Annotated in this window: 26 protein-coding genes; 20 read left to right on the top strand and 6 right to left on the bottom strand. The window is 66.4% G+C overall.

Features of this window, described 5'->3' with window-relative positions:
* Nucleotides 1–16: 16 nt before the first annotated feature.
* A complete protein-coding gene (locus tag NP_RS12760) occupies nt 17–463 on the top strand; it encodes a DUF302 domain-containing protein (RefSeq protein WP_011324290.1) in 447 nt (148 codons plus the stop codon).
* On the opposite strand, the gene NP_RS14650 is transcribed toward NP_RS12760, so the two are convergent.
* From NP_RS14650 to NP_RS12775, 4 genes are all read right to left on the bottom strand, one after another.
* Entirely contained in the window at nt 464–604 is a 141-nt protein-coding gene (locus NP_RS14650; protein ID WP_011324291.1) for a hypothetical protein, read from the bottom strand.
* Between the two features lie 26 nt (nt 605–630).
* Nucleotides 631–1,920, bottom strand: coding sequence for a DNA repair protein NreA (gene nreA, locus NP_RS12765; RefSeq protein WP_011324292.1), 1,290 nt, complete (start codon nt 1,918–1,920; stop codon nt 631–633).
* Between the two features lie 55 nt (nt 1,921–1,975).
* A complete protein-coding gene (locus NP_RS12770; protein ID WP_011324293.1) occupies nt 1,976–3,760 on the bottom strand; it encodes a DUF7289 family protein in 1,785 nt (594 codons plus the stop codon).
* Nucleotides 3,761–3,884: 124 nt separating this feature from the next.
* Nucleotides 3,885–4,862 (bottom strand): transcription initiation factor IIB, encoded by a 978-nt coding sequence (locus NP_RS12775; protein WP_011324294.1) that lies wholly within the window; start codon nt 4,860–4,862, stop codon nt 3,885–3,887.
* Nucleotides 4,863–5,021: 159 nt separating this feature from the next.
* On the opposite strand from NP_RS12775, the gene rnhA reads away from it, so the two are divergent.
* The 3 genes from rnhA to NP_RS12790 all read left to right on the top strand — a co-directional run bounded on the left by rnhA (nt 5,022) and on the right by NP_RS12790 (nt 6,758).
* Nucleotides 5,022–5,609, top strand: coding sequence for a ribonuclease HI (rnhA, locus tag NP_RS12780; protein ID WP_011324295.1), 588 nt, complete (start codon nt 5,022–5,024; stop codon nt 5,607–5,609).
* Nucleotides 5,602–6,153 carry a DUF7108 family protein gene (locus NP_RS12785; RefSeq protein WP_011324296.1) on the top strand — a complete coding sequence of 184 codons (552 nt, stop codon included), beginning with the start codon at nt 5,602–5,604 and terminating at the stop codon, nt 6,151–6,153. Before rnhA ends, NP_RS12785 begins: the two co-directional genes overlap by 8 nt.
* Nucleotides 6,154–6,218: 65 nt before the next feature.
* On the top strand, nt 6,219–6,758 hold the full coding sequence (locus tag NP_RS12790) for an inorganic diphosphatase (protein WP_011324297.1): 540 nt from the start codon (nt 6,219–6,221) through the stop codon (nt 6,756–6,758).
* Between the two features lie 32 nt (nt 6,759–6,790).
* On the opposite strand, the gene NP_RS12795 is transcribed toward NP_RS12790, so the two are convergent.
* Nucleotides 6,791–7,018: a YgaP family membrane protein gene (locus tag NP_RS12795; RefSeq protein WP_011324298.1), complete on the bottom strand. Its 228-nt coding sequence runs from the start codon at nt 7,016–7,018 to the stop codon at nt 6,791–6,793.
* Nucleotides 7,019–7,549: 531 nt separating this feature from the next.
* Here NP_RS12795 and NP_RS12800 point away from each other — a divergent pair.
* The 14 genes from NP_RS12800 (at nt 7,550) to pth2 (ending at nt 21,972) form a co-directional block, all read left to right on the top strand.
* A complete protein-coding gene (locus tag NP_RS12800; protein WP_011324300.1) occupies nt 7,550–8,893 on the top strand; it encodes an alkaline phosphatase family protein in 1,344 nt (447 codons plus the stop codon).
* A gap of 50 nt (nt 8,894–8,943) precedes the next feature.
* Nucleotides 8,944–9,324, top strand: coding sequence for a DUF7310 family coiled-coil domain-containing protein (locus tag NP_RS12805; protein WP_011324301.1), 381 nt, complete (start codon nt 8,944–8,946; stop codon nt 9,322–9,324).
* Complete coding sequence (locus tag NP_RS12810; RefSeq protein ID WP_011324302.1) at nt 9,321–9,770, top strand: DUF7311 family protein; 450 nt, start codon at nt 9,321–9,323, stop codon at nt 9,768–9,770. Before NP_RS12805 ends, NP_RS12810 begins: the two co-directional genes overlap by 4 nt.
* Nucleotides 9,771–9,796: 26 nt before the next feature.
* Nucleotides 9,797–11,575 carry an ATPase, T2SS/T4P/T4SS family gene (locus NP_RS12815; protein WP_011324303.1) on the top strand — a complete coding sequence of 593 codons (1,779 nt, stop codon included), beginning with the start codon at nt 9,797–9,799 and terminating at the stop codon, nt 11,573–11,575.
* Between the two features lie 5 nt (nt 11,576–11,580).
* Entirely contained in the window at nt 11,581–13,278 is a 1,698-nt protein-coding gene (locus NP_RS12820) for a type II secretion system protein (protein ID WP_232503975.1), read from the top strand.
* Nucleotides 13,279–13,301: 23 nt separating this feature from the next.
* A complete protein-coding gene (locus tag NP_RS12825) occupies nt 13,302–13,769 on the top strand; it encodes a DUF7283 family protein (protein WP_011324305.1) in 468 nt (155 codons plus the stop codon).
* Nucleotides 13,750–14,148 carry a DUF7285 family protein gene (locus NP_RS12830; protein WP_011324306.1) on the top strand — a complete coding sequence of 133 codons (399 nt, stop codon included), beginning with the start codon at nt 13,750–13,752 and terminating at the stop codon, nt 14,146–14,148. The genes NP_RS12825 and NP_RS12830 overlap by 20 nt, the downstream gene beginning before the upstream one ends.
* Entirely contained in the window at nt 14,133–14,903 is a 771-nt protein-coding gene (locus tag NP_RS12835) for a DUF7284 family protein (RefSeq protein ID WP_049939750.1), read from the top strand. The genes NP_RS12830 and NP_RS12835 overlap by 16 nt, the downstream gene beginning before the upstream one ends.
* On the top strand, nt 14,900–17,791 hold the full coding sequence (locus tag NP_RS12840; protein WP_011324308.1) for a DUF7286 family protein: 2,892 nt from the start codon (nt 14,900–14,902) through the stop codon (nt 17,789–17,791). The genes NP_RS12835 and NP_RS12840 overlap by 4 nt, the downstream gene beginning before the upstream one ends.
* A gap of 39 nt (nt 17,792–17,830) precedes the next feature.
* Nucleotides 17,831–18,256, top strand: a complete 426-nt coding sequence (locus NP_RS12845; protein ID WP_011324309.1) for a DUF5791 family protein — start codon at nt 17,831–17,833, stop codon at nt 18,254–18,256.
* Nucleotides 18,257–18,258: 2 nt separating this feature from the next.
* On the top strand, nt 18,259–19,146 hold the full coding sequence (locus tag NP_RS12850) for an SDR family oxidoreductase (RefSeq protein ID WP_049939753.1): 888 nt from the start codon (nt 18,259–18,261) through the stop codon (nt 19,144–19,146).
* Nucleotides 19,147–19,194: 48 nt separating this feature from the next.
* A complete protein-coding gene (locus NP_RS12855; RefSeq protein ID WP_011324311.1) occupies nt 19,195–20,385 on the top strand; it encodes an MFS transporter in 1,191 nt (396 codons plus the stop codon).
* Between the two features lie 86 nt (nt 20,386–20,471).
* Nucleotides 20,472–21,593 (top strand): glycosyltransferase family protein, encoded by a 1,122-nt coding sequence (locus tag NP_RS12860; protein ID WP_011324312.1) that lies wholly within the window; start codon nt 20,472–20,474, stop codon nt 21,591–21,593.
* Between the two features lie 40 nt (nt 21,594–21,633).
* Nucleotides 21,634–21,972, top strand: a complete 339-nt coding sequence (gene pth2 / locus NP_RS12865; protein WP_049939755.1) for a peptidyl-tRNA hydrolase Pth2 — start codon at nt 21,634–21,636, stop codon at nt 21,970–21,972.
* Here pth2 and NP_RS12870 read toward each other — a convergent pair.
* Nucleotides 21,966–23,039: an NADH:flavin oxidoreductase/NADH oxidase gene (locus tag NP_RS12870; RefSeq protein ID WP_011324314.1), complete on the bottom strand. Its 1,074-nt coding sequence runs from the start codon at nt 23,037–23,039 to the stop codon at nt 21,966–21,968. The two genes, pth2 and NP_RS12870, sit on opposite strands and share 7 nt — an antisense overlap.
* 147 nt (nt 23,040–23,186) lie before the next feature.
* Between NP_RS12870 and NP_RS14825 the strand changes: the two genes are divergently transcribed.
* Both NP_RS14825 and truD read left to right on the top strand, forming a co-directional pair.
* Nucleotides 23,187–23,324 carry a hypothetical protein gene (locus NP_RS14825; RefSeq protein WP_169303789.1) on the top strand — a complete coding sequence of 46 codons (138 nt, stop codon included), beginning with the start codon at nt 23,187–23,189 and terminating at the stop codon, nt 23,322–23,324.
* Nucleotides 23,325–23,393: 69 nt separating this feature from the next.
* The gene (truD, locus tag NP_RS12875) at nt 23,394–24,701 is read left to right on the top strand and encodes a tRNA pseudouridine(13) synthase TruD (RefSeq protein WP_011324315.1); all 1,308 of its coding nucleotides are present in this window, start codon (nt 23,394–23,396) and stop codon (nt 24,699–24,701) included.
* Nucleotides 24,702–24,772: the final 71 nt, after the last annotated feature.

The following is a 24,772-nucleotide window of genomic DNA, read 5'->3' on the forward strand; positions in this document are numbered from 1 at the left end:
CGGCCGAACGAGAGGTATGAGCCTCGCGTTTGACCCCTCGAAGATCGATGCCGAAGATATCGGTGAAGAACAGACGACGCTAGCGATGGACCACGAGGCGGCCGTCGAACACGTCCGAACCGTCGCCGAGGAGACCGGCTTCGGCATCCCGGTCGAATTTTCGCCGTCGGAGCTGCTCAACGAGAAGGTCGACGCCGACCGGGACCCCTACTACGTGCTCGGGGCCTGTAACCCCGAGATGGCCGACCGGGCGCTCGACGAGACGCTCAAGCAGGGTGCGCTGTTCCCGTGTAACTTCGTCGTCTGGCAGGAAGAGCCGGGACGCCAGCGCGTCTACCACGTCTCCATTATGCGTATCGCGCGCCTCGTCGGGATGGCACCGGACAACGAGGCGTGGGGGGATATCGTCGACGACACGGGCGAGTTGGTTGCTGCGTTTTTCGAGGCCCTCGACGACGAGTAGCTACCCGAAGAGCCGCGACGACAGCCGCTTGAACACCCGGCGTTCCCGCAACGCCATATAGAGAAACGCCGACGGGAACGCAAGCAGGACCAACGACAGGAAAACGAGGAACAGGCCGGGACCGGAGAGCAGCTCTGACATACCTGTACGTGGTCGTGTGAGACGGCTTAACGGCTTCGGGACGAGTCGCCGCCCGCACCGAAGGCCGAGAGGTCCGCCTGCACGCCGGCAGCCATCGTCGACTTCCGCCGGAGCGCTGCCATCGAGACCGGTAGCTGCGGGACGAGTTGCCGGACGGCGTCGTGGAACGTCTCGGCCACCGCCGGCTCCCCGTCGAAGGCGTCCCGAACCGACTCGCGTATCTGCCAGACGCCGACCGGTGCCCAGTAGGCTTCAGTGGCGTAGCGGACGACAAAGACCTTCGCCTGCCGGTCACGGTCAGCAAGCGCCTCAAGCACGCCGAGCCTCGCGGCGTAGTACGCGCCGGACGTCTCCTCGACGTAGCCGCTTCGGCCGTCGTAGCCTTCGTTGTCAGCGGCCATATACAGTTGCCCGTCCGGGTCGGGGTTCCAGATGCTGCCCGGGGCCTTCAGCTCCAGTAGCTCGAACTCCCAGTCGCCGGGGGCGGCGACCACCCAGTAGTCGTTACCCATGTAGCTGGTATGCCACACCAGCGTCCGGTCGATGGGAGGGGCATTGCGAATCGTCCCTCGAAGATACTGGCCAACGGTGTCGTCGACGGCGGTAATCGACCACCGCGTCGGCACGAGCCGTCGGTTTTCGGCCTCGCCGAGTGCGCCGACCGACAGGACGTTGTTGATATCGTAGACATCGAACCCGCGCCGGTAGAGGTACGTTATCGCGCCTTCGGCCCGCCAGTCGTCGTCAGAGAGCGTCTTCTCGATAGCCCGCGGCACTGATGGGTTCTCCGTGACGCGGGCCGACTCCGCGAACGCCCGTGGCCCACGCGGCGCGGCGATGTCCTCCAGCGGGCCATCGAGGTCGAATCCCGGCCGGTCGTCGAGACCCAGCTCGATGTCGACCGGGTCGTCGGCGAGAGCGACCTCGCGCTGTGTGCCGACGAAGCCGTCCCAGACGTCGTAGACATCGACGTTTGACCGGCGCGTCGAGTTCAAGAGCCCGGTGCGCCGCTCGAAAACATCGTCGATGCTGAACCCCTGCTGATACCACTCGCCGGTGGTCGCGTACGCCTCGGCGTCGTTCTCGTCACCGACCGGAGCGAGCACCCCCGCCGAAACGTTGGGGTACGACGACCGACCGACAAACACCGACGGCGCGGTTGAGCCGACAAGCGTGTCGTCGGTGAGTGTCTCATCGAATCGCGTGCGTGCATCGTCAATGTACTCGGTGACGGCGTAGGACTTCTCCTCGGCGAGCTTCCGGAGCGCAACGGAGTCGTCTTGCTCTATGTCGTCGACATACTCGTCGAGGCGCATACCGATGCTTCGGGCGGAACGCCCAAGGCTGTTCTGGACGCTGACGCGCGAACGGCTACTCGTCCACCAGTTCGATTCGGTTGACCGAGAGATGGACGTGCTCGACTTCGATGGGGTCGGGGCCGCCGAGCGTCTCGACGACCTGTGTTTCGAGAGCCTCGTCGTAGCTGATGTGGCTTTGCCCGCCATCGAGGTCGACGCCCTCAACCGCGCCGACGATAGCGCCCGCCACTGAGGTGTCGCCGTCGAGTTCAATATCAGCATCATCGGTGGTGCCGTCCGTCGGCGCATAGAGAACACCGCTGAACACCGAGTCTTGGATGTCCGCATCAGTGTCCGGAGGTCCGTACAACCACAACTGCGTCGAGTTGGCCTCGTTGGTGTCGTAGTTGACAGACGAATCGTCGATATCGATGTCGGCCTCGCGGTCGGCGTCGCTGACATACATTCGAACGACAGCGTCGTCTTCGATATCGACATCTGCGCCGTCGAGTTCGAACTCGCCGGCGACACCGAGTTCGACGCTGCCGTCGCCGGCCACCGTTATGCTCGTGTCGGCGCTGCCCTGGCCGGGATTGCCGTCCCCACTGACATCGACATCGTCGGCGCTGAGCTCGATGTCGCCGCTGCTCGTGTCGAGTTCGAGCGTTCCCTCGTCAATATCGAGGGCATCGAGGTCGTACGAGCCGGCTTCGAGCGTTACGGTATCACCGTCGTCAATGTCCAACTCTCGGCCGGAAATAGCGTCGACATCGTCGTTTGCGGTGCCGTCACCGATACTGTCGACCTTCTGGTAAAGGGTATCGGCGTCAACGACCTCGGCAGCGGGCTGGGGGCTCGGAACAGCAGTATTAGTTTCGACACCGTCGGCGTGGCAGTTCTCGTTGCCGGCCGCACACCGGATTTCACCGTCGATATCTGCGCCGCCGAGACTGACAGCCCCACCAGCAAGCAGGTCGCCGTTGATGTCGATTCGGTGGTCCGCAATGTCGATATCGCCAGTCGCGACGAACTGCCCGCCGGTCATCGGTTCACCCTGTCCAGGGTTCGCGGACGGGCCGCCTGTCGAAGAATCGTACGCGTTGACGACGAATTTACCGTCTAGTTCGAGTTCCTCGCTTGCGGTCGTCGAGACGACAGGGCCGCCGATATCGGGCCTCTCGGGGTCATTGGTAAGTTCAAGCGTCACCGATTCCGTGTCGTGGTCATAGGAGACGGTGCCGTCGGTCCGGTCGGCAAAGAACCGGCCCCACGACTCGTAGTAGCGGCTCTCGACCGTAACTGTAATCGATTCCGTCTCCCCGACGCGTCGCCGGTCTTGCAGCGTCGTGTCCGGGTTCTGTGCTGCGATGGTGGTGGCGCTACCCGCGACGGTGCCATCGAGGTCGACAAGCGGCATCGTCAGCGTCGCCCCGCGGTAGTGGAACTCCGGCGGTGAGACCATCCGTGTGGTGTCACCATCAGTTCGCCACGTGCCGCCGCCCTGATAGGCGATGTGCGTATCGCCGCGACGGTATTCGAGGGTGGTAATCGTCTCTTCGAGTAACGTCTCGGTCCCGTTTTCGACGACAATACGCGCCCCGTCGTAGGTCTCGAATGTCGCGTCGTCAGTGGTTCCGAAATCGACCTGTCGGTGACTGCTCCCGCCGAGGGCGACAAGCGACGCCTCGCTGTTGAGTTCAAGCATCGCGTTCTCGGCGTTGTCGTCAGCAACCGACCCCTGCAAATCGGAGAGTGCGCCACCACCGGCTACGACAAGCACCGAGACAGCGGTCACGGTTATGGCAATAATGAGTGCGTAACCGACGACGGACGATTGGGCGCGGCGACCGAAGGACACAGCGACGGGGCGGCTGTCAGCCGACAAGTCGGTGCCTACCTGTTCAAGCGAGAGCAACCGCCGCAAGCGGAGGGCAAGGGGGTTCACGTTGGAAGTCAATACGGGAGAGCGAAGATGGGTGCCCTCACGAGTGGATACCCATCGCCTCTATCTGCTCTTGATACCGGTTGCGGATGGTTACTTCGGTCACCTGGGCGACTTCGGCGACCTCACGCTGGGTTTTCTTTTCATTGCACAGCAGCGACGCCGCATAGATGGCCGCCGCCGCGTAGCCTGTCGGCGACTTCCCCGAAAGCAGGCCCTTCTCGGCGGTCGTCTCGATGATGTCTTTTGCCTTTGACTGGACCTCTTCGCTCAGTTCGAGTTCCGAGCAGAACCGTGGCACGTACTTTTGTGGGTCGACTGGCTCCATTTCCAACCCGAGTTCCTGCGAGATATACCGGTAGGTACGGCCGATTTCCTTCCGTTCGACGCGGGAGACCTCGCTGATTTCCTCCAGAGAGCGCGGGATACCTTCCTTGCGACAGGCGGCATAGAGGGCGGCGGTGGCAACGCCCTCGATGGACCGGCCCCGAATCAAATCGTCGTCAAGCGCGCGTCGGTAGATGACCGACGCTACTTCCCGTATCGACCGCGGCACGCCGAGTGCCGACGACATCCGGTCGATTTCAGACAGCGCGAACTGCAGGTTCCGCTCGCCCGCATCTTTTGTCCGAATCCGCTCTTGCCACTTCCGCAGTCGGTGCATCTGGGAGCGCTTCTCCGACGAAATCGACCGGCCATAGGCATCCTGGTCCTTCCAGTCGATCTGGGTCGTCAGCCCCTTGTCGTGCATCGTCTGGGTCGTCGGCGCGCCCACGCGGGACTTTTCTTGTCGTTCCGAATGGTTGAACGCACGCCACTCCGGTCCCGGGTCGATGTGGTCTTCCTCAACGACGAGTCCACAGTCGTTGCAGACGAGTTCGCCCCTATCACCGTCTTTGACGATATCCGTCGATGAACACTCCGGACACGTCGTCTCCGCCGACTCGTCTTCGGCTTCGTCTTCCGTCTCCCCCTCAGTCTCGCGGATGCGTTCCCGTTGGCGGGTGGGCCGTGTCATCGCGTTTTTATATTGATACGAGCAGTTTACTTAAAGCCATGGGAGAAATACCAAGTAATTTAGAATAACCGACAGCAACCGTGTGGGTGGATATTCCGCGCGCTGCCGTTTTCGGAAAAGACCACAACAGCTAAAACTGGGTAGCCGGCACCGACTGGTATGCCTGTCATCGAGTGCGACCCCGAGCGCGCCCGCGAGCGGCTGGTCGAGGCCGGCGTCGAGGTTGAGCCGGGAAACACCGACCACGAGCGGTGGCGCACAGAGTACGCGGGTGGAACGGCAGTCGCGTACGACGACAAGGTCGTTCTGCAGGGCGACAGCGCGCGGCTCGCCGGACTGTTGCAGGACGGGGGCGGCCGCGCCCATATCTACTTCGACGGCGCGTCCCGGGGCAACCCCGGCCCGGCGGCTATCGGCTGGGTCATCGTCACCGACGACGGCATCGTCGCGGAGGGGTCTGAACGCATCGGCCGAGCGACCAACAATCAGGCCGAATACGAGGCCCTCATCGAGGCGCTTGCGGCAGCGGCTGACTACGCATTCGATGAAGCCGTTGTCAAGGGCGACTCCCAGCTCATCGTCAAACAGGTCCGCGGTGAGTGGGACACAAACGACCCGACGCTCCGCGAAAAGCGGGTCCGGGTCCGGAAGCTCCTAGAGGAGTTCAGCGAGTGGTCACTCGACCACGTTCCGCGGGAGATAAACGACCGCGCCGACGACCTAGCCAACGAGGCACTCGATGGCTGAAGACGAACTTCCCGACACCGTCGTCGAGCGCGCCGAAACGCTCACCAGACGCGCCCGAAAGGCCGTCGACGAAAACGAGCAAACGGCGTATCTCGAGGAGCGCGGTAGTCTACTATCCGACCATGGATACCGAGCCCGGGTGCGCGAAGACGACGCCACCGAAATACTCGTGCTGTATCCGGACGAATGGGTCGAGGACGGCACCGTCGAGCCGGGCGAAATCGACGACACTGGGCGGGCGGTCGAACGACGTATCTCGGGGCCGGCAAGCGGCGACAACTGGGCCGAAGTCGACCGCCACAACCGGACCGTCGCCGGACGGGTCCGTGAGGAACACGGGGCAGTCCACGGCGAGACGGCCGAGGCCTTCGCGACGTTCATGAGCAACCACTACGCCAAGCCGGTCGAAGAGGCAGCCCCAGACGAGAAACAGGAGTTCCGCGACGAGTACTTCCCGCGGAACGCGTGGCCGAGCGACGAACAGTTGGCGCAGGTGGAAGCGTCGCTGGAGTACATCGAACGGGTTGCAGAGCGGGGTGACTGACGGGGCTACGCGGGGTCTCAACCGATGTCGAAACCTCTTTGCGGCACTCACACCCAGAGCCACGTATGGCTGGCGCAAACCTGTGGGAAGACCTCGAAACGGGTCCGAACGCTCCCGAGGAAATCTATGCGGTCGTCGAGTGTCTGAAGGGCGAACGCAACAAGTACGAGTACGACAAGGACATTCCCGGTGTCATGCTGGACCGGGTGCTCCACAGCAACGTCCACTACCCGGGCGACTACGGGTTCATCCCGCAGTCGTACTACGACGACGAGGACCCCTTCGACGTGCTCGTCCTCGTCGAGGACCAGACGTTCCCCGGCTGTATCATCGAAGCCCGCCCGGTCGCGCTGATGAAGATGGACGACGACGGCGAACAGGACGACAAGGTCATCGCCGTTCCCAGCGAAGACCCCCGCTACGACCACATCGAAGACCTCGAAGACATCCCCCAGCAGACCCTCGACGAGATCGACGAGTTCTTCGAGACCTACAAGAACCTCGAAGAAGGCAAGGAAGTCGAAACGCAGGGCTGGGAGGACAAGCAGGCCGCGTTCGACGCTATCGAGCACGCACAGGACCTCTACGAGGAACACTTCGGCTAGAAGCAGACCGGAGCCGACCGCTTTGTTGTTGCCTACCGTTCGCTCTGTAGCTTAGTCGTATCCGCACCCAAGAGTTTGTTCAGCAGACACCGCTGTGTCGCCGCCGTTGCCAACAGCACAAGCGCGACGAGGAGTACGACGCCTCCGTAGAGTATTGACAGCGATTCCGCGAGTAGCATCGAGAATCCGACGACAGCGAGGATTGCGCCAACCCCAATTCGAGCGACACGGTCCAGTCCACCAACGTTCTTTTCCAGCATATCCCGTTCCTTCGTGCCGGGGGCTCAAAAAAGCCGACCACGTCGGGGATGGCGGTAGTGCGTCCGTTCGGCCGACCTATCTACCAGCCCGCGCCGGGGCACGCCACGCAACCTCGTTGCGGTCGCACAGTCCAATCGCTACCGCGCGGTCCCGTCAGCCCCACGATTGGTATTCAGCACGTGCATAGAATCGTTAGCAATATTTTTCTGGAGAATATCGTCAGTTGGCGTTCCTTCTGCGGGTTTTTCTGAAATCATTTCCACAGTGCATCGGACGTATTAGCGTGATACATTATGATAATGGAATGATATATTGCGGAGTAGTGCCTATGGTTTGATATGAGTACCCAAAAACGCAAGCCGCTCGGCGTCGCGCATCCGACCGTCGTTCCGGAGAACTTCGAACAGCGCACCGACGGCGACGAGACGGCGTAGCCGGGCGCTGTGGTCGATGTTGCCGGTTTCGATGAGCACCGCCGGTTTTGTCGCTCGAAACGAACCTTCTTGTAGTCGCCTCACGGTAACCCGGACATGGGACTGTTCGACCGGCTTCGCGGCGGGGACGGGCCGCGGGTCGCTTTCTTCGGCATCGACGGCGTACCGTATTCGCTGGTCGCCGACAACGAGGAGACGTTCGAAAACCTCACCGCTATCGCTGAAAACGGCGGCGGCGGAGCCATCGACTCCATCGTCCCGCCGGAGTCGAGCGCTTGCTGGCCGGCGCTGACGACCGGCGTCAACCCCGGCGAGACGGGTGTGTACGGCTTTCAGGACCGTGAGGTCGACAGCTACGACACCTACGTACCGATGGGACAGGACGTACAGGCAAAGCGGCTGTGGACCCGCGTCAACGACACCGGGCGCGAGGCAACCGTGCTAAACGTTCCCGTGACCTTCCCGCCGAACAGGGATATCCAGCGGAACGCCAGCGGCTTTCTGTCGCCCGGGCTGAAGAAGGCCGCCTATCCGGACGAACTCCGAGAGACGCTTGAGGACCTCGATTACAAGATTGACGTTAACGCGAAACTCGGACACAAGGAGGACAAATCGGCGTTCATCGAGGACGCACACCGAACGCTCGACGCCCGGTTCGAGGCGTTCAAACACTACATCGAGCAGGACGATTGGCACCTCTTTTTCGGCGTCTTCATGACCACCGACCGGGTCAACCACTTCCTCTATAAGGACTACGTGACCGACGGCGAATACAAAGAAGAGTTCCTCGAGTTCTACGCCAAGCTCGACCAGTACCTCGGCGAGCTACGGTCGCTACTGAGTGAGGAGACGACGATGGTCGTCGCCTCCGACCACGGGTTCATGCAGCTAGACCACGAGGTTAACTGCAACGTCTGGCTTGAGGAGAACGGCTGGCTCTCCTTTGACGACGACGACCACAACAGTCTCAGCGACATCGCCGACGACACCCGTGCCTACTCGCTCATCCCTGGGCGGTTCTATCTCAACCTCAAGGGTCGGGAGCCGAACGGGACGGTGCCGCAGGACGAATACGAGTCGGTCCGGTCGGAGTTGAAAGCCGACCTCGAAGCGATGGAGGGGCCGGACGGAAAGCCGGTCGCCGACCGCGTCGTGACGAAGGAGGACGCCTTCCGCGGCGACCACGACGATATCGCACCCGACCTAGTCGTCATCCCGAACACCGGCTTCGACCTGAAATCGACGTTCAAGGGCGGCGAGAAGGTCTTTACCACCGGGCCGCGGAACGGCATGCACAGCTTCGAGGACGCGTGTCTCTTCGTCGACGACAAGCAGGCGACTATCAAAAACGCCGACCTCTACGACATCACCCCGACGATACTGAAGCTTCTGGACATCGAGACCGACCGCAACGAGTTCGACGGCGCGTCGCTGGTGTAGACGCGACAGACGGACGGCCATTTATATAGTATTACGCAGCAGCCAGCCATGTGCCACCGCGAGACCACGACCGCGACGCCATCGAGCGGCGGCTGGAGGCGGTTGAGCGAGCCCTCGCCGAAGACGAACAGCCGGACCGGGTCGACCGCCTCGATGAGCTTGAAACCCGCGTCGCTGAACTCGAAGCGGCCGTGCGGGCGCTCAGGGGATACGTCGGCTCCGTCCGGGCGATAAACGACGACGTAGAGCGACGTGCCGACCGTGCCCTCCGAAAGGCCGAAGCCGTCGAACGGACCGTGGACCCGACGGAGCCGTCTGGGGATTCGGCTGCCGGCGAGGGGTCCGCCGAAGACGAAGCAGATGCCACCGAGCATGCTGCCGACGCTCCGACGGCCACCGGCCGACTCCAGCGGCTCAGAGACCACCTGTGATTCGGGTCGTCCTCGCGGCAGTGCTCGCGACGGCGCTTGTGGGCGTCTCGTTGCCGGCCGCAGAGCGGGCGGAGGCGGACCGAAACACCGCGCTGGCGACCGGCGAACTCGCCGCAGTTGCAGAAACCGCAGAGGAACTCGCGGCTGAAAACGACCCGGTTACATCGGGAACAGGTGCCGCTTCGACAGACATCATTGTGGACTCCCCGTCAGGGGTGTTCGCAGCCGGCGGGAGCCTCATTATCGACAGCAAACTACGGTGGGTCCCGAAAGACGGTCCCGAACAGTCAGTCGAGACGGCGGTCCGGCTCAACACCACCGAGCCGATTCAGATTACCGGCCAGTCACGACTTCGGCTGTCGCTTATTACGGGCAGCGATGGCGAGCCGACCGTCAGCATCGAGCGCGTCCACGGCGGCAACGGCAGGGCCGCCGCCGAAGGTTGAAGTCGGATGCCGGGACCAGCCCCCGTGTGCTCGACCGACTGTTTCCGACCGACGCCGACTGTCGGTGCCGAACACGCTTCGATGGCGACCGGCTTTGCGTCGAAAGCGACGACTGTCCCGGTAGCGGCCGGCTGGCGACCGAGCCGGCCTGCCGGCGGACGGCAATCGAAGCCCTGGAGTCCAGGGACGCCGAGGTGGTCCTGACAGCATCGGCCGGTTTCGAGCGCGCCTACGAGGGGACAGCATCGGCGTTGCTGGTCGCTGCAGGCCGGTTCGCTGACGCCATGGGCTACCACGACGAGGAACTGGCAGTGCGGGCTCGCTCCGACCCGCTAGGGGCGGCACGGACCGCCAGCGGTCGCGGCGGACGACTCGCGCGTGCCGTCGTCGACACCGGCTTGGAAGCGTTCGTCGGCGGCGACTACGAGACGCTGCTCCGACCGCACGTCGGGCCGTCGCTGGCGCGGTCGCGGGTCGCGACTCGTCCACCACCGGCGGCCACGCTCCGAACGCGCTACGAACTCGATACCGGCGCGGTGGTCCGGCGGTACGCGGACGACGGGCTCGATACCTACCACCTCACGCCCGCGGAACACCGGCTCGACGAGTCGGCGACGGCGACGCTGGATGCGGCTTATCAAGCGCTTGCCCGCGGTGCTGTCTCCGGCGGCGAGCGGGCCGCATCGCGGGCGGTGCGGTCGGTCGCCGACGATGAGGACCCAGTCGGGACGCTCGTGTCGGTGCTGGAAAAGCACACCGGCGGACTGGGCGTCCTCACAGACTGCTTTGCCGACCCGGCAGTCTCGGACGTGTTTGCGACCGCACCGGTCGCCGAAAATCGGCTTCGGCTCCGCCACGACGGAGAGACGCTGCGGACAAACGTCCGGATGACAGCGGCCGGGGCGGATGCGCTGGCATCGCAGTTTCGCCGCTCCAGCGGCCGAGCGTTCTCGCAAGCGAGCCCGACGCTCGATGCGACCGCCGACGCCGGCGGTCGGCGGGTCAGGGTCGCCGGCGTCACCGACCCGGTCAGCGATGGCACCGGGTTCACCTTCCGCGCACACGACGAGTCCTCGTTCAGCCTCGCCGACCTCGTGGAGAACGGCACGCTCACGCCTGTTTCGGCGGGATTCCTCTCAGTCGCCGCCGAACGTGGCGCGTCGCTGCTACTCGCGGGAGCCCGCGGGGCCGGCAAGACGACGCTGCTCGGCGCGCTCCTGTGGGAGATTCCACCCGATGTCCGAACGGTCGCCATTGAAGATACGCCGGAGCTTCCGGTATCGGAGCTTCAGTCGGCGGGGCGTGATGTCCAGCCCCTCCGAGTAACCGAAGGAGACGGCGCGTCCATCACCGCGACAGCCGCCCTGCGGACCGCACTTCGGCTCGGCGACGGAGCGCTCGTCGTCGGCGAGGTCAGAGGCGAGGAAGCACAGGTGCTCTACGAGGCGATGCGCGTCGGCGCAGCCGACGGGACGGTGTTAGGGACGATTCACGGCGGGGGCGGTGAATCAGTCCGCGAGCGGGTTGTCACCGACCTCGGCGTCCCGGTGTCGGCGTTTGCTGACACCGACTTCGTCGTTACCGTCGAGGCATACGACGACAGCGACGAGCGGGCACGGCGAATCAACGCCATCGAGGCGGTCCGCCGCCACGACGAAGGCGTCGGCTTCGAACACGTCGGCGGCGTCGGTGTCGACGGCATGCAGCTGACCGACGCCGCTGTCAGTCCGCTCTGTCGACCGACAGAACACACCGACGAGGTCAGGGCTGTCGTCCACCGTCGGGCCGACTCGTTTCAGGGATGACAGCTGTGGCTGCTAACACCCGATTTGACCGCCTCGTCGACCGGCTTGCGGCGCTGTCGCCCCGGGACAGCCCCCCAGCGTCGCTCCGCGACGCCGAGCCGTTTTTGGACCGCGAGGCAGGGGAAGTCGCAGCCGCCTGCGACGGTGTCGGTGTCATCGTCGGAGGCTGTCTCGTGGCCGTCGGCATCGTGACCGGCCGGTTCGGATTGCTGGTCGTCGCTATCGGCGCAGGCTATGCGGGGGTCGTACTCGCCCGCGGCGGCGCACTCGCGGTCGTCAATCTCCGCCGCAGTCGGGCGCTCGGGACCGCCCCAACGATTGTCAGCCGGGCGGTACTCCGGATGCGGATAACCCCGGCAGCGGAGCGAGCAGCCGCCTTCGCCGCCGAGACTGACGGACGGCTCGGCGACCGGCTTGCCGGGCGCGTCAGACGCGCCGATGGCACGCCGCGGTCCGGCCTGTCGGCGTTCGCGACGGCGTGGCGCGACCGGTTCCCGGGGTTTTACCGGTCGCTGACGCTCGTGGAAGCTGCCGCCGAAGCGCCGCCCGAAGAGCGCGAGCGGACGCTGGATAGGGCGATGAACGCCGTTCTTGAAGGCACGCGCGAGCGGGCCGCCAGCGCAGCCGAGGCGCTTCGTGGGCCAGCCACCGCCGTCTACGCCTTCGGTGTGCTGTTGCCGCTCGCACTCATCGGCGTGCTCCCGGCCGCTGGGGCCGCCGGCGTCAACGCGACGCTTCCGGCGGTCGTCATCGTCTACGACATCGTGCTTCCCGTGGCGCTTGTCGGTGCCGGCGGCTGGCTGCTCTCCCGTCGGCCGGTCGCGTTCCCGACTGACGCGCCGACCGACCGGACGGCAGACCGGCGGCTCGCGGTCGTCGCCGGCGGCTGTGCGGCCATAGCCGGAGCGATGGTGGCAGGGACGGTGCTCCCGTGGTGGACACGGCCGATTGCAGCGGTCGGCCTCGGCGTCGGCACGGGGCTTTTCGTCCTGTATCGGCCGACGATTGCGGCCCGGGACAGAACGGATGCGTTCGACGAATCGTTGCCTGATGCGCTGTATCTCGTCGGGCGCCGTGTCAGCGACGGCGTTTCGGTCGAGCGCGCTGTCGCAGACGCGGCCGAGGAACTCGACGGCGTCGCCGGCGAGGTCTTCACCGACGCTGCCCGCCGGCAGCGACGGCTCCGGGTCGATATCGAGACAGCGTTTCGGGGCAGCCACGGGGCACTCGAAGAGCTCACGAGCCGGCGGGCTGAAAGCGCCGCACGGCTGTTCGGCGTCGCCGCAAACGCCGGTGCGCCCGCCGGCCGGGCGCTCATCGAGACGGCCGACCATCTCGACGAGCTCCGGCGGGTGGAAACGGAGGCGCGCCGTGACCTCGGGCAGGTGACGACGACGCTTTCGAACACGGCCGCGTTCTTCGGTCCGTTGGTCGGGGGTGCGACAGTAGCGCTGGCCGACAGCGTCGGGACGGCAGAAGCACTCGACGGGAGTGTTCCCGAGACGGCCGGCATCGGACTGGCTGTCGGCTGGTACGTGCTCTTGCTTTCGGTAGTGCTGACTGCGCTGTCGGTCGGGCTCGAACGCGGTCTCGACCGGCCGACTATCGGCTACCGGACAGGCGCGGCGCTCTGTGCGGCGACGGTCGTCTATCTCCTGTCGTTCTACGCAGCGGCGGTAGTAGCGGGGGCCGGGAGTTTATAACTGAAGGGGCGGCCAGACGCCCCGTGTTCGACGTTCCCCTCGACTCGTGGTACGTCTGGTTCGGGCTGGCGGTAGTCAGCAGCGCCACCGTCGGCGTCGCCGGAACATTGCCGTCGTCGCCGCCGCCGGACGCAGCCGGCGGCGCACAGACCATCGACAGCGTCGCCGCGAGCGACCGCCCGGCAGTCGGGAAGCACCCGCTTTCGAACGCCGAATCGGTCCGCATCGGCACGAGCTCGCTGTCGCTCCGCGGTGGCGGCGAAATCAGTCACGAAGCGCTCCGCTACGGACCGGTAACGCCAGCAGGAGCCGACGACAGGCTTCAGTCGGTGCTCCGAGGCAGTCATCCTGACAAACAGTTCGACACGCCGGCTGCCTTCGCGGAGGCTGCCGAAGCAGCCCGTACAGAACAGCCACAGTGGTACACCACTGACGAACTCGTCGTTCGGCGAGTCATCTGGGAGGGAACGGATGTGGTCCTCGCGGGATAGCGGACAGACCGAGCCGCTGGCGGCGCTTGTCGCGGTGTTCGCACTCGGCGTCGGGCTGACGCTCTACGCCGGGGCGTTGGATTCCGTGTGGCCGCTGCTGTCAGGTACCCACGAAACCGCGGCGTTAGCCGTGGATGCTACCGCGAGTGAGGCCGCCGACTTCGGCGTCGTTGCGCCGCCGATTACGGAGGCTGCTGCGGCGGCGAGTCCGGCCGGATACCGGCTGAACGCGACGCTTCGGGCCGATGGACGAATGTGGCACGCCGGCCAGCCACGACCGGCCGACGCCGACTGTGACCGGCGGACGGTGTCAGTGCGGACCGCCCCCGGGCGCGTCAGCCGCGGCCTGTTGGAGGTGTGCGTGTGGCGCGGGCTGTGAGTACCGTCCTCGATGTGACAGTCTGTCTCCTGCTCGTCGGCGTCGCCGTCGTTACGTTGGCCACGGCGGTGCCGGGCGCAGGCGAAGAGCCATCGGCACCGGACGGCGGCGATGCGGCGGCAGCGGAGCTGGGGACGGTGACTGCAAGCGTCAGTAGCGATGGTGCAACCCGTCACGACACGCTGGCCGGCCATCTCGCCCGCGCGGCGGTCGCGAACACGACCGTCGGCGGCGAGCCGGTCGCTGCGACCGGCTATCCCGACGCGGCAGCTGAAGCGGTGCGGAACCGAAGCGGCGACCGGACACACGTCACCGCCCGGTGGCGACCCCTCGGTGACGCGTCCACCTCAGGAACGGTGACGGTCGGTCGGCCGCCGCCCCGGACAGCCGACGTTTCGGTGACAACGTTCACCGTCGAGAGCGGCCTCCGGCCTGCGACTGCGGCGTCCGACCCAGCCACATCGCTCGCGAACGCGTACGTGGCGTGGCTCTTCCCGCCGGAGCGAACGCGTGGGCTGCTGGTCGATTCCCGGACCGCGCCGGCCGCCAAGGAACAGTATACGGAGACGGCGGCGACTCTCGACACGGCGGTCGATGCGCCATTAGCAGAGGCCAACGCCGAGACGGTAAACGAGCGGCTGTCGACGGCGTTGGCAGAGCGAATCAAAACGGTAAGCGAAGGACACGGCGACGTCGACAGCCTCGAAACGCCGTCTGAAGAGGTAGCAGTGGTCGTCCGGCGGTGGGAGCCGTGAACGACCGCGGTCGCGTCCCCTTCGCGCTCATCGGTGTGTTGTTGCTCGTCACCAGCGGCACGCTCGCGGTGTCGGTTTCGACACACGACGCCGGGACTGACACCTCCACAGACCGCGCCGTCGGCGGCGCGGCGGCTGCGGCGACAACCGAGCTTCGGGGGGCTGCCGATGCCGCCGCCACGGCTGCCGCCGCGGAGCCGACGACGACGCCGGCGAACACCACCGCTGGGCGTGCGCTTGACAGCGAGCAGCCATTCCGCGACAGTCTTCGGCTGCGGGTGTATCTCCGTGCGCTGGACCGCGTTGACGGAACCACGTTCGAGCGCGATGGCACCGTCGTCAGCGCGTCACTACCGGATGTCGAGCCAACCCGGGAGGGCTACCGCGAGGCGATTCAGCGGGTCGAAGTCGAACGGGCTGGCAAAGAGGACACGGCGCTGGCAGTCGAGCTGACCGGGCTCTCGCTTACTGTGAGCCGGGAGAACCAGACGGTAGCGGAAACTGAGCGTTCGCCGTCGGTCGTCGTTGCTAACCCGGCGCTGTCGCTGCACGACCGGACCGAGCGCTTCGAGCGGCGCGCGAACGCGCCGGTCACTCGCTCCGGGCTGAGCCAACGGCTCACCGCGCGGCTGTATCCGATTGCGTGGTCCCGGGGCTACGCGCAGTACGGCGGTGCGCCGATAGCAACAGTGCTCGGGACGCGACACATCGAGTTGGCGACGAACGACGCTCTGCTGGCCGAACAGCGAACCGCGTTCGGAGCCGCGGACCCTGCCGGCGACCGGGGCGTTGCGGCTGCCGGCCGCCGAGTTGCGACAACCGACCTGCTCGCCGGCGTCGGCGGCGACGAGGAGTGGACCGATATGGTGCTCGAAGCCGCGGATGAGCTCGGTCCGGACCCGCCGGACAAACAGCCGGTCGGCACATGGCGCGAAGAACCTGAAGCCGATGACGTGACCGTCGATGTCGGCGCGTCGGCCGACACTGCCTTTGCTGACCTCGTCGGCAGTACCGGAACGGACGAGCTTGCGAGGGTTATCGAACGCGCACACACCGTCGAAGCACGTGTCGTGGCCGAAACGGACCGCACCGACAGACGGGCGGATACCGATGGGTCGCCCGGAAGCGACTGGGAACTCGTCGCCGACCGGAGCCACGAGTCGGTCAGCGTCGAGTCAGCTGGCGGGCAGCCACCGGCGGCAGACGACTGGGCGACTCGCGACGGGGCGGCTTTCGATGCGACCGTCGTCGAGCGAGTCACCCGGACGTGGTCGGACGGAAACGAAACCACGACGACCGGCGGTGTCATCGAACGGGAGTACCACGTCCGTGTTGCCGCACAGGCGCGAACGAAGCCGATAGCCGGCGTGCCGTTCGGGCCGCTGGAGCGGTTCGAGGCTGCAACCGAACGGGCGGTGTCGCAGGCAGTCGCCCGAGGCGACGGGCTTGACGGCGCGGCGGCGACGGCTGCGAGTAGCGACCGCCTGCAAGCGACGGCAGCGGCGACGGCTCCACGGTCTGTCAGTCGGTCCGATGTCGAGATGGCCGTCGAGGCGACCCACGAGACGGCTCGGAATCGGTCTGTCACCGCCGCGGCACCGGCCGTCGGAACGGGGCGGGTGAACCCACCGGACCGGCTCCGGACAGCGCTCGAAGCCGACCGCGAGCAGTTCATCGTCGACGCGGACCCGAAGCCAGCGGTGCGAACGAAACGGGCGGCACAACTGGCGTATCTCGACGGCGTTGACGCGTCACTCAGCGAGCGGGAGACTGCACACGATGGGGCTGCTGACGGCATCGATGACACGGTCGGTGAGCATATCGACCCCAGCCGCCTCGACGGCGCGCTCGCGGCGCATCGGCAGGCGGCGAAGCCGCCAACTGAATCGTATGCCGACCCGGCCGGAACGGTGTCGTTCGAGGTCGAGACGGCACCCTCGTATCTCACCACGAGCGCCGTCGAACGCGACCGAATCGACGCCCGCGGCGGCGGCAGCGTCTATCCACTGGCGACCAGAAACGTCAATCTCTTTCCGTCGCTGCATGACCCGGTCGCCGACAGTCTCTTCGACCGCATTCCGTTCTTCGGGACCGAACGCACGTCGCTTTCGCGGGCGGCGAGTACGCTCGCCGCGGCCGACCCCGACGAACACGGCTACGACCGGCTTGCATCGGCCGTCGCAGCGTCGAGCCGCTATGTCCGCGGCGATGTGGCGGCGGCGTTGATAGATGCCGGCGTTGCACCCGACGAGGCTATGGCGGCGCTCGAAGCCGATGGTGGGACCGCCGAGGAGGCGCTGCGGCTCGCCAATGGAACTGCAGTCGACCAAGCGGTCGAGGCGGTCGAGGGGAACGTAGACGACAGCCGGCTCGAAACCGAAGCGACGGCAGCGCTTTCGGCGGCGCTGAAGCGGGACGACGCTCGGCCACCCGCGGAGCCGGTTGACGAACTTCACGAGCGGACCCGGGAGCAGTATGCTGACGAACTCGAAGGAACACTCGCCGACGGCCTCGAAGCCGGCGAGGAGCGGGCAAGAGAGCGGCTGCTCGGCGAGTCAATGGGGGCGATGCCGGCCGGGTTCCCGCTTGCGCCGATACCCGGCTACTGGTATGCGACGGTCAACGTCTGGTATGTCGACATCGCCGGGACCTACGAGCGGTTTGCGGTCCGGTCGAACCGCGGCGGCCCGCAGGCAGCGACGACGTATCTCCGCGACGGGCGCACTGCAACGGTCGCCCACGACGGGAAAACAGCCGTTCTCGGCAGCGGCGAGCGGGTTTCGTTCCGGACGGAGACCGCCGTGGTGGTCGTGGTTCCGCCCGGCCCGCGCGGCGTCGGCGACACCGATGGGACGATAGACGAACGCGCCGCCGGCTGGCCGCCCTGAGCCCGAACCGTACTTCAACCGCGAGGCCAAACAGAAGGTATGTTTCACGAACTCACAGACGACCCGGGCGGGACGTCGCCAGCGGCCATCGAAGCGGCGTACGTCTCGGCGCTCGAAGCCGTTCTCGACGAACACGACATCGGCACCGCCGCTGCCGAAACCGGCATCGAGCGGTCGGCGCTTTCGGCGCTGCTGGACGGCGAACTGCCGGAGTTGACGCTCGAAGACGCCGCGGAGCTGCTGGCGCTCCGCGAAGATGCCCCGGACGCGGGAACGATTGTCGCGCTGTCTCGTGATGCGCTGCTGATGGGGATGACGACCGCCGTCTTGGATGTCGAGGCCGTCGAATCCGAGATCGGCGGCGAGCTTGAGGCCCGCGAAATACAATCGAAGGTGGAGGGCCGCTACCCGATGACGCTGTCGGAGTTCGCGCTGCTTTTCCACCACATCGAGCGGCGGAAATGACAATGCGGGTCGGCATCCTCGGCTGCGGCTACGTCGGCCTTGAGTTGGCCCGGCAACTCCGCGATACGCACGATGTTGTCGGGATGCGTCGGTCCGAAGCCGGCCTCGAAGCCGTCGAGGCGGCTGGTGCGAAGCCGATACAGGGAGACCTGACAGACCCCGAGTCGCTCTCGGCGCTGCCGTCGCTCGATGCGGTTGTCTTTGCCGCGTCATCGGGTGGCCGTGGGGCCGACGCCGCCGAGCGCGTCTACGTCGACGGACTTCGAACGGTCATCGAGACGCTCGGCGAGCGGTCCGACCCGCCGGAGCGGCTCGTCTACACCTCAAGTACCGGCGTTTACGGCGACCACGACGGCGACTGGGTCGACGAATCAACGCCGCTATCGCCAACAACCGATAAGACGCAGGTGCTGGCTGAAGCCGAGCGCCTCGCCCGGGAGCGAACCGCCGATTACGGTATCAGCGGCGGCGTCGCGCGGTTCGCGGGGCTCTATGGCCCCGACCGCTACCGTCTCAACCGCTACCTCGACGGTCCAGTGACGGACGGCTACCTCAACATGATACACCGGGACGACGCCGCCGGTGTCGTTCGATTCATGCTGACGACGGCGACAGAGTCGGAGGTCCTCGTCGCTGTCGATGACGAACCCGTCGACAAGTGGGCGTTCGCCGACTGGCTGGCCGACGAATGCGGCGTCGAATCGCCGCCGAAACGGACCAAAGAAGAGCGGCTGGAGGACGACAGTCTTTCGGAGGCGGCTCGACGGCGCATCCTGACGAGCAAGCGCTGCTCGAACGACCGGGTCCGGGAGTTGGGCTACTCGTTTTCGTATCCCACCTACCGGGAAGGATATCAAGCGGCGGTCGACGCCTACCGGGCGGCTGACTGACAGCGGCGAGTCGCGGCGTTCAAACCGCCCGCCGTCGAAGCCGGAGGCGTGTCACGCCGACAGCTCTTCGGCTCGCTGTGTGCGATGGTCTTTCTCGTCAACCTCGCACGGGTCGTCTTCGCGCCGCTCGTCCAGCCGGTGGCAGCAGATTTTGCTGTGACACCGGCGGCGCTCGGCGTCGTCGCCACGGCCGCGTGGCTCGGCAGCGCAGCCCCGCGGCTCCCGACGGGCTATCTCCTGACGCGCGTCCCGCGACACACCGTCGTCGCCGCGACGGGGCTGCTGTTGGTCGGCACGTCGGCGGGGACTGCCTTCGCACCGTCGCTGCCGTGGCTCACCGTCGGCGCGTTCCTGATGGGCATCTCCAGCGGGGCATACTTCATCGCCGCGAACCCGCTGGTGACGGAGCTGTTTCCGTCGCGGGTCGGCTGGGCGCTCGGCGTCCACGGGATGGCGAGCCAGATTGCGGCCGTCGGCGCGCCGCTTGCAGTAAGTGCCGTCCTGCTGGTCAGCGGCTGGCGGGCGACGTTTCTGTTGCTCTCGGCGCTCGCGTTTGTGACAACAGTTGTGCTCGTGGTCGCGGCGCGGCGGACCGAGCTACCGGACGCGGGAGCGAAAGACCGGAGTCTGCTCGCCGCCGCCCGCGCCCAGTGGCCGATTATCCTCACTGGCATCGTCATCGTCGGCAGCAGCGGCTTTCTGTGGAACGGGTTGTTCAACCTCTATGGCCCGTATCTGGCCGCCGAGAAAGGGATCGATGAGGCGACCGGCCGAACGCTGCTGTCGGTGCTTTTCGCCGCCGGCGTCCCGGCGTTTTTGCTGGCCGGCGAGCTAGCCGACCGCGTGCGGAACGTGCCGCTGCTTTTGGCCATCATTATCGGCTTTGCGGCGTCGGTGTTCGCGCTGACGTTCGCTGAAAGCCTCCTCGCGGTCGTCGCCGTCAGTATCGTCGTCGGTGTTGTCATCCACGCGCTGTTTCCCGTCATCGACACCTACATGCTCGCGTCGATTCCGGACGAGAACCGCGCCAGCGCGTACGCGCTGTTTTCTTCGGGGATGATGACCGCACAGGCGTTCGGCAGCGGCGGCGTCGGCTGGCTCGTCGCGAGCGGCGTCAGCTACACCGCCGCCTACCGAGGACTGGCCGCTATCGTCGGCGCGACCGGTGTCGGCCTCTTTGTCCTCCATCGGTTCGGACGGCTGCCGACTGGCGGCACGCCCGGCGAGACCCCGGGCTGAGAACACCACTGGAGCACTACCGGTACACTCCCCCTTGGCTGCCGGAAGCACGTCCTTTTTCGACGGCCGGCCCGTCTCCGTTGTCGATGGAGTACGTCCAAGAACGGGTCACAACGCTCCACGATTTCGACGGCGCAACCCCGGAGGCGCCGGTCGACCGCACGACTGTTGTCGTTCCGATGACCGAGCGGGAACACGCCGGGTTGGCGGCCGAACGCGTGCTGTCGGCGCTGGAGACGGTCGAGCCAGCGCGAGTGCTCGTGCCGCTGCGGGCACCTGCCGACCGTCTGGAAGCGGTCGTCGACTGGCTCGACGGGTTCGACGTGCCGCTGGAGGTGCTGTGGTGTGACGGCCCACGGCTGGCGGGGCTGCTATCAGACAGCGGCCTTGACGGCCAGCGAGGCAAGGGCCGCGATGTCTGGCTCGCGCTCGGCGTTGCAAGCGAAAGCGAGTACGTCGTTGTTCACGACGCCGACGCAAAGACCTACGACGCCGGCCACGTGCCGAAGCTACTGTTCCCGCTGGCGGAGGGCAAGCAGTTCTCGAAGGGCTACTACGCCCGCGTCGAGAACGACCGCCTCTACGGGCGACTGTTCCGGCTGCTCTACCGGCCGCTCGTCGAGGCACTACGCCGCGATGACGACGCCGCGGTGCTGGCGTATCTCGACTCGTTCCGCTATGCGCTCGCCGGCGAGTTCGCAATGACAGGGTCGCTGGCCCGGCAGATGCGGCTCCAGCGCGGCTGGGGGCTGGAAGTCGGCACCCTCGGCGAGGCGTTCCGGCTGGCCGGCACCGAGGGGTCGGCACAGGTCGACCTCGGGGTCCACGAACACGACCATCGCTCGGTGTCGGGGCCGAGTGGTCTCTCGGAGATGGCCGAACAGGTTGCGGGCGCGCTGCTCCGGGCCGTCGAGGAAAACGGCGGCGACCCGGAGTACGGCCGGCTTCAAGAAAGCTACCGGGAGACGGCCGAGCGGCTCGTCGATGATTACGCGCTCGATGCCGCGTTCAACGGTCTCGCATACGACCGCGGCGGGGAGCGCGAGCAGGTCGATGCCTACGCCGCTGCCGTCGCGCGGCCGGACGCTGACACCCGGCTGCCGGCGTGGACGGATGCTGCGGTTACGCCGCAGGAAGTCAGCGACGCCGCGGCGGCGGACCTCGCAGCGACCGTGTCGGCAGCCGAACCACGCTCGGCCCAGCGGTAAACGTCGGAACGTTCACGGCGCTCGCCGGGCGATGACGGGTATGAAACAGGCGATTGTCGCCCGGACGGACATCGACATGGGGACCGGAAAGCTCGCCGCACAGGTCGCACACGCGTCACTGTCGGCCTACGAGGACGCCGGCGACGAGGCCCGACGGGCGTGGAAGTCCGGCGGTCAAAAGAAGATTGTCCTGAAAGGCAGCGGCGAATCACAGCTCCAACAGCTCGCCGACGAGGCGCGGCGGGAGCGGCTCCCGCATGCGCTCGTTCGGGACGCCGGCCACACGCAACTGGAGCCGGGAACGGTAACGGCGCTGGCGGTCGGCCCCGGCGAGGAACGGCTCGTCGACAAGGTGACGGGCGACCTCTCGCTTTACTGAAAGCCGCGGGTGTACTGTCGGGGAACCGGTAGCTCGTAGCCCAAGGACTCGGCGGCATGGAGCGCGAAGTACGGGTCGCGGAGATGTTCTCGGCCCACGATAGCGAGGGCAGCACGTCCGTTGCGGATGATTTCGTCCGCCCCTTCCGGGGTTGTGATTTTGCCGACAGTCCCGACCGGAACACCGCTTTCGGCGACCTGCTCGGCGTAGGGGACCTGATAATGGGGACCGGTGTCGGGGACCTGCTGGTCGGGGTGTATCGCGCCGGCGCTGACATCGATGAGGTCGACCCCGAGGGGCCGGAGTTCGGCTGCCAGCCGGGTCGAGTCGTCGACGGTCCACGACTCCCGGTCGGGCAGCCAGTCGGTCGCGGAGATACGGACGAAAAGCGGCGTTCCCTCGGGGATGGCCTCCCGGACTGAGACGACGACCTCACGAAGGAACCGCGTTCGGTTCTCGAAGCTACCGCCGTAGTCGTCCTCGCGGGTGTTGGTGACCGGCGAGAGGAACTCATGGAGGAGATAGCCGTGCGCGGCGTGGAGTTCGACGATGTCGAAGCCGGCGTCGACAGCACGGACCGCTGCCTCGGTGAAGGCCTCGGTGATACGCTCAATGTCCGCGGCGTCCAACCGCTCCGTCGACAGCGGCTCGTCGTGGGGCCACGGCTCCGTCGTCGGCCCGACAGGGGTCCACCCGCGGTCGCCGTGGACCGGGCCACCGCCGTCACCGGGACGGTTGGTCGAGGCCTTCCGGCCGGCGTGGGCGAGTTGGATGGCGGAGGTCGCGCCCTGCTCGGCGATGAACTCCGTTACCGGCGCAAGCGCGTCGGCGTGGTCGTCGCTCCAGATGCCGAGGTCCTTCGGCGAGATGCGGCCACGCGGCGTAACGGCAGTGGCTTCGGACATCACGATGCCCGCGCCGCCGGCCGCTCGGCTACCGAGGTGGACGAGATGCCAGTCGGTCGCCAGCCCGTCTTCGTCCTCACACGAGTACTGGCACATCGGCGAGACCATCACCCGGTTGCGAGCGGTCACATCGCGACAGTCGAACGGCGTAAACAGGTCCATGGGCCGCGGTTGTCGGGGCGGCGAAAAGACCCTTTGTGTCCCGGCACAACGGCAGCGGCCCCACGTTCCGCGACCGACGGCAGCGTTTGCCGCATCTGCACTAACAATCATTATGTTTAAGGTACAGGAGTAGATACCGGTAGGTAGATGACGAACGACGAAATCGAACCGCTCGTTCCGGAGATGCCTCGACAATCGTCCACCGACCCTGTCCGCGCCGACGGCGGCCGCCGCCCCCGCTACGACAACGCCGAGGTAGACGCGCCGCTCGTTCCCCAGTTCTAGACGGGTTCGTCTGCCGGGTCGCCCGCGGCGAGCAGAAAGAGGCTTGCCGCTCGGACGACGAATCGACGTATGCGCGATTCTCACCCTGTCGAGCAGACCGTCGGTATCGAGTATTACGTGACCGAGACCGACGGGACGGGCGGTCGCCTGCGCGACCGGCCGGCCGACTTCCGGGTCCGCGAGCGCGAGGCCTTCGGCGCCGACTGTCGACCGCTCGATGCCGACCCCGGTTCGTATCCACATCTGGTGTTCCGAGCCACGCTCCGCGAGTGGGACACCAACGACTTCGCGTCCGCGGTCTCGAACGCACTCGGCGTCAGCCGCGAGCGCGTCTCGTGGGCCGGAACGAAGGACAAACACGCCGTGACGACACAACTGTTTTCTGTTAGACACGACGACGCGGCGCTGCCGGACCTCGACGGGGCTGACATCGAGCCGATAGGGCGGGCCGGCCGGCCGGTGCTGTTCGGCGACCTGGCGGGCAACGAGTTCGAACTCGTCATCCGCGACCCCGACCGGCCGGAACACGCCGAGGCGACGGCCGCAGAGCTATGCGACTTCGGCGGCGGGGAGGCCGGCGTCCCCAACTACTTCGGGACCCAGCGGTTCGGGTCGCGGCGGCCCATCACCCATCGGGTCGGCCTCGACGTCCTCGACGGCGACTGGGAGGCGGCGGCCGTCCGCTACGTCTGTGAGTCGAGCGAGCGCGAACCGGAACGGACACAGGAGGTCAGAGAGGGAATCGACGCCGACCGCGACTGGGCGGCTGCCGGCGAGCGGCTGCCCGGGAGCCTCCGGTTCGAGCGGGCCATCGCAAACCGGCTGGCCGAAGGAGCCGAATCGCCGGACGACTACCGCGCCGCACTCGAAGAGCTACCGAGCAACCTCCAGCGGATGTTCGTCAACGCGGCCCAGTCGTACGTCTTCAACCGGATTCTCTCCGAGCGGCTCCGGCGTGGGCTGCCGTTCGACGAGCCGGTCGTCGGCGACGTGGTCTGTTTTTCCGACAGCGATGGCAACCCCGACCCCGACCGAACGCAGACGGTCACCGAATCGCGGCTAGAGACCGTCCGTCGGCACTGCGAGCGCGGACGCGCGTTCGTGACTGCACCGCTTGTCGGCACGGAGACGGTGTTCGGGGACGGCGAGCCGGCGGAGATTACCCGCGAGGTGCTTGCTGACGTCGATGTGTCGCCGACCGACTTCGAGTTGCCCGGCGAGTTCGGGTCGTCGGGCACACGACGGGCAGTGCTGGTAACGACCGACCTCACCGTCGAGCAGGAGCCGCTGACGCTTTCGTTTTCGCTGCCGAAAGGAAGCTACGCTACCGTCGTCGCCAGAGAGTTTCTGAAGGCGGACCCGGAGGCGTTGTCCTGAAGCCGCGTGGTGGGTCGGTTCGCGCATCGTGAGCGTCTTTCGCTACTGCTCTCGCTCCCGGTTGGGAGTAG

It is taken from the genome of Natronomonas pharaonis DSM 2160, from assembly GCF_000026045.1.
GTDB classification, from domain to species: Archaea; Halobacteriota; Halobacteria; order Halobacteriales; family Haloarculaceae; genus Natronomonas; species Natronomonas pharaonis.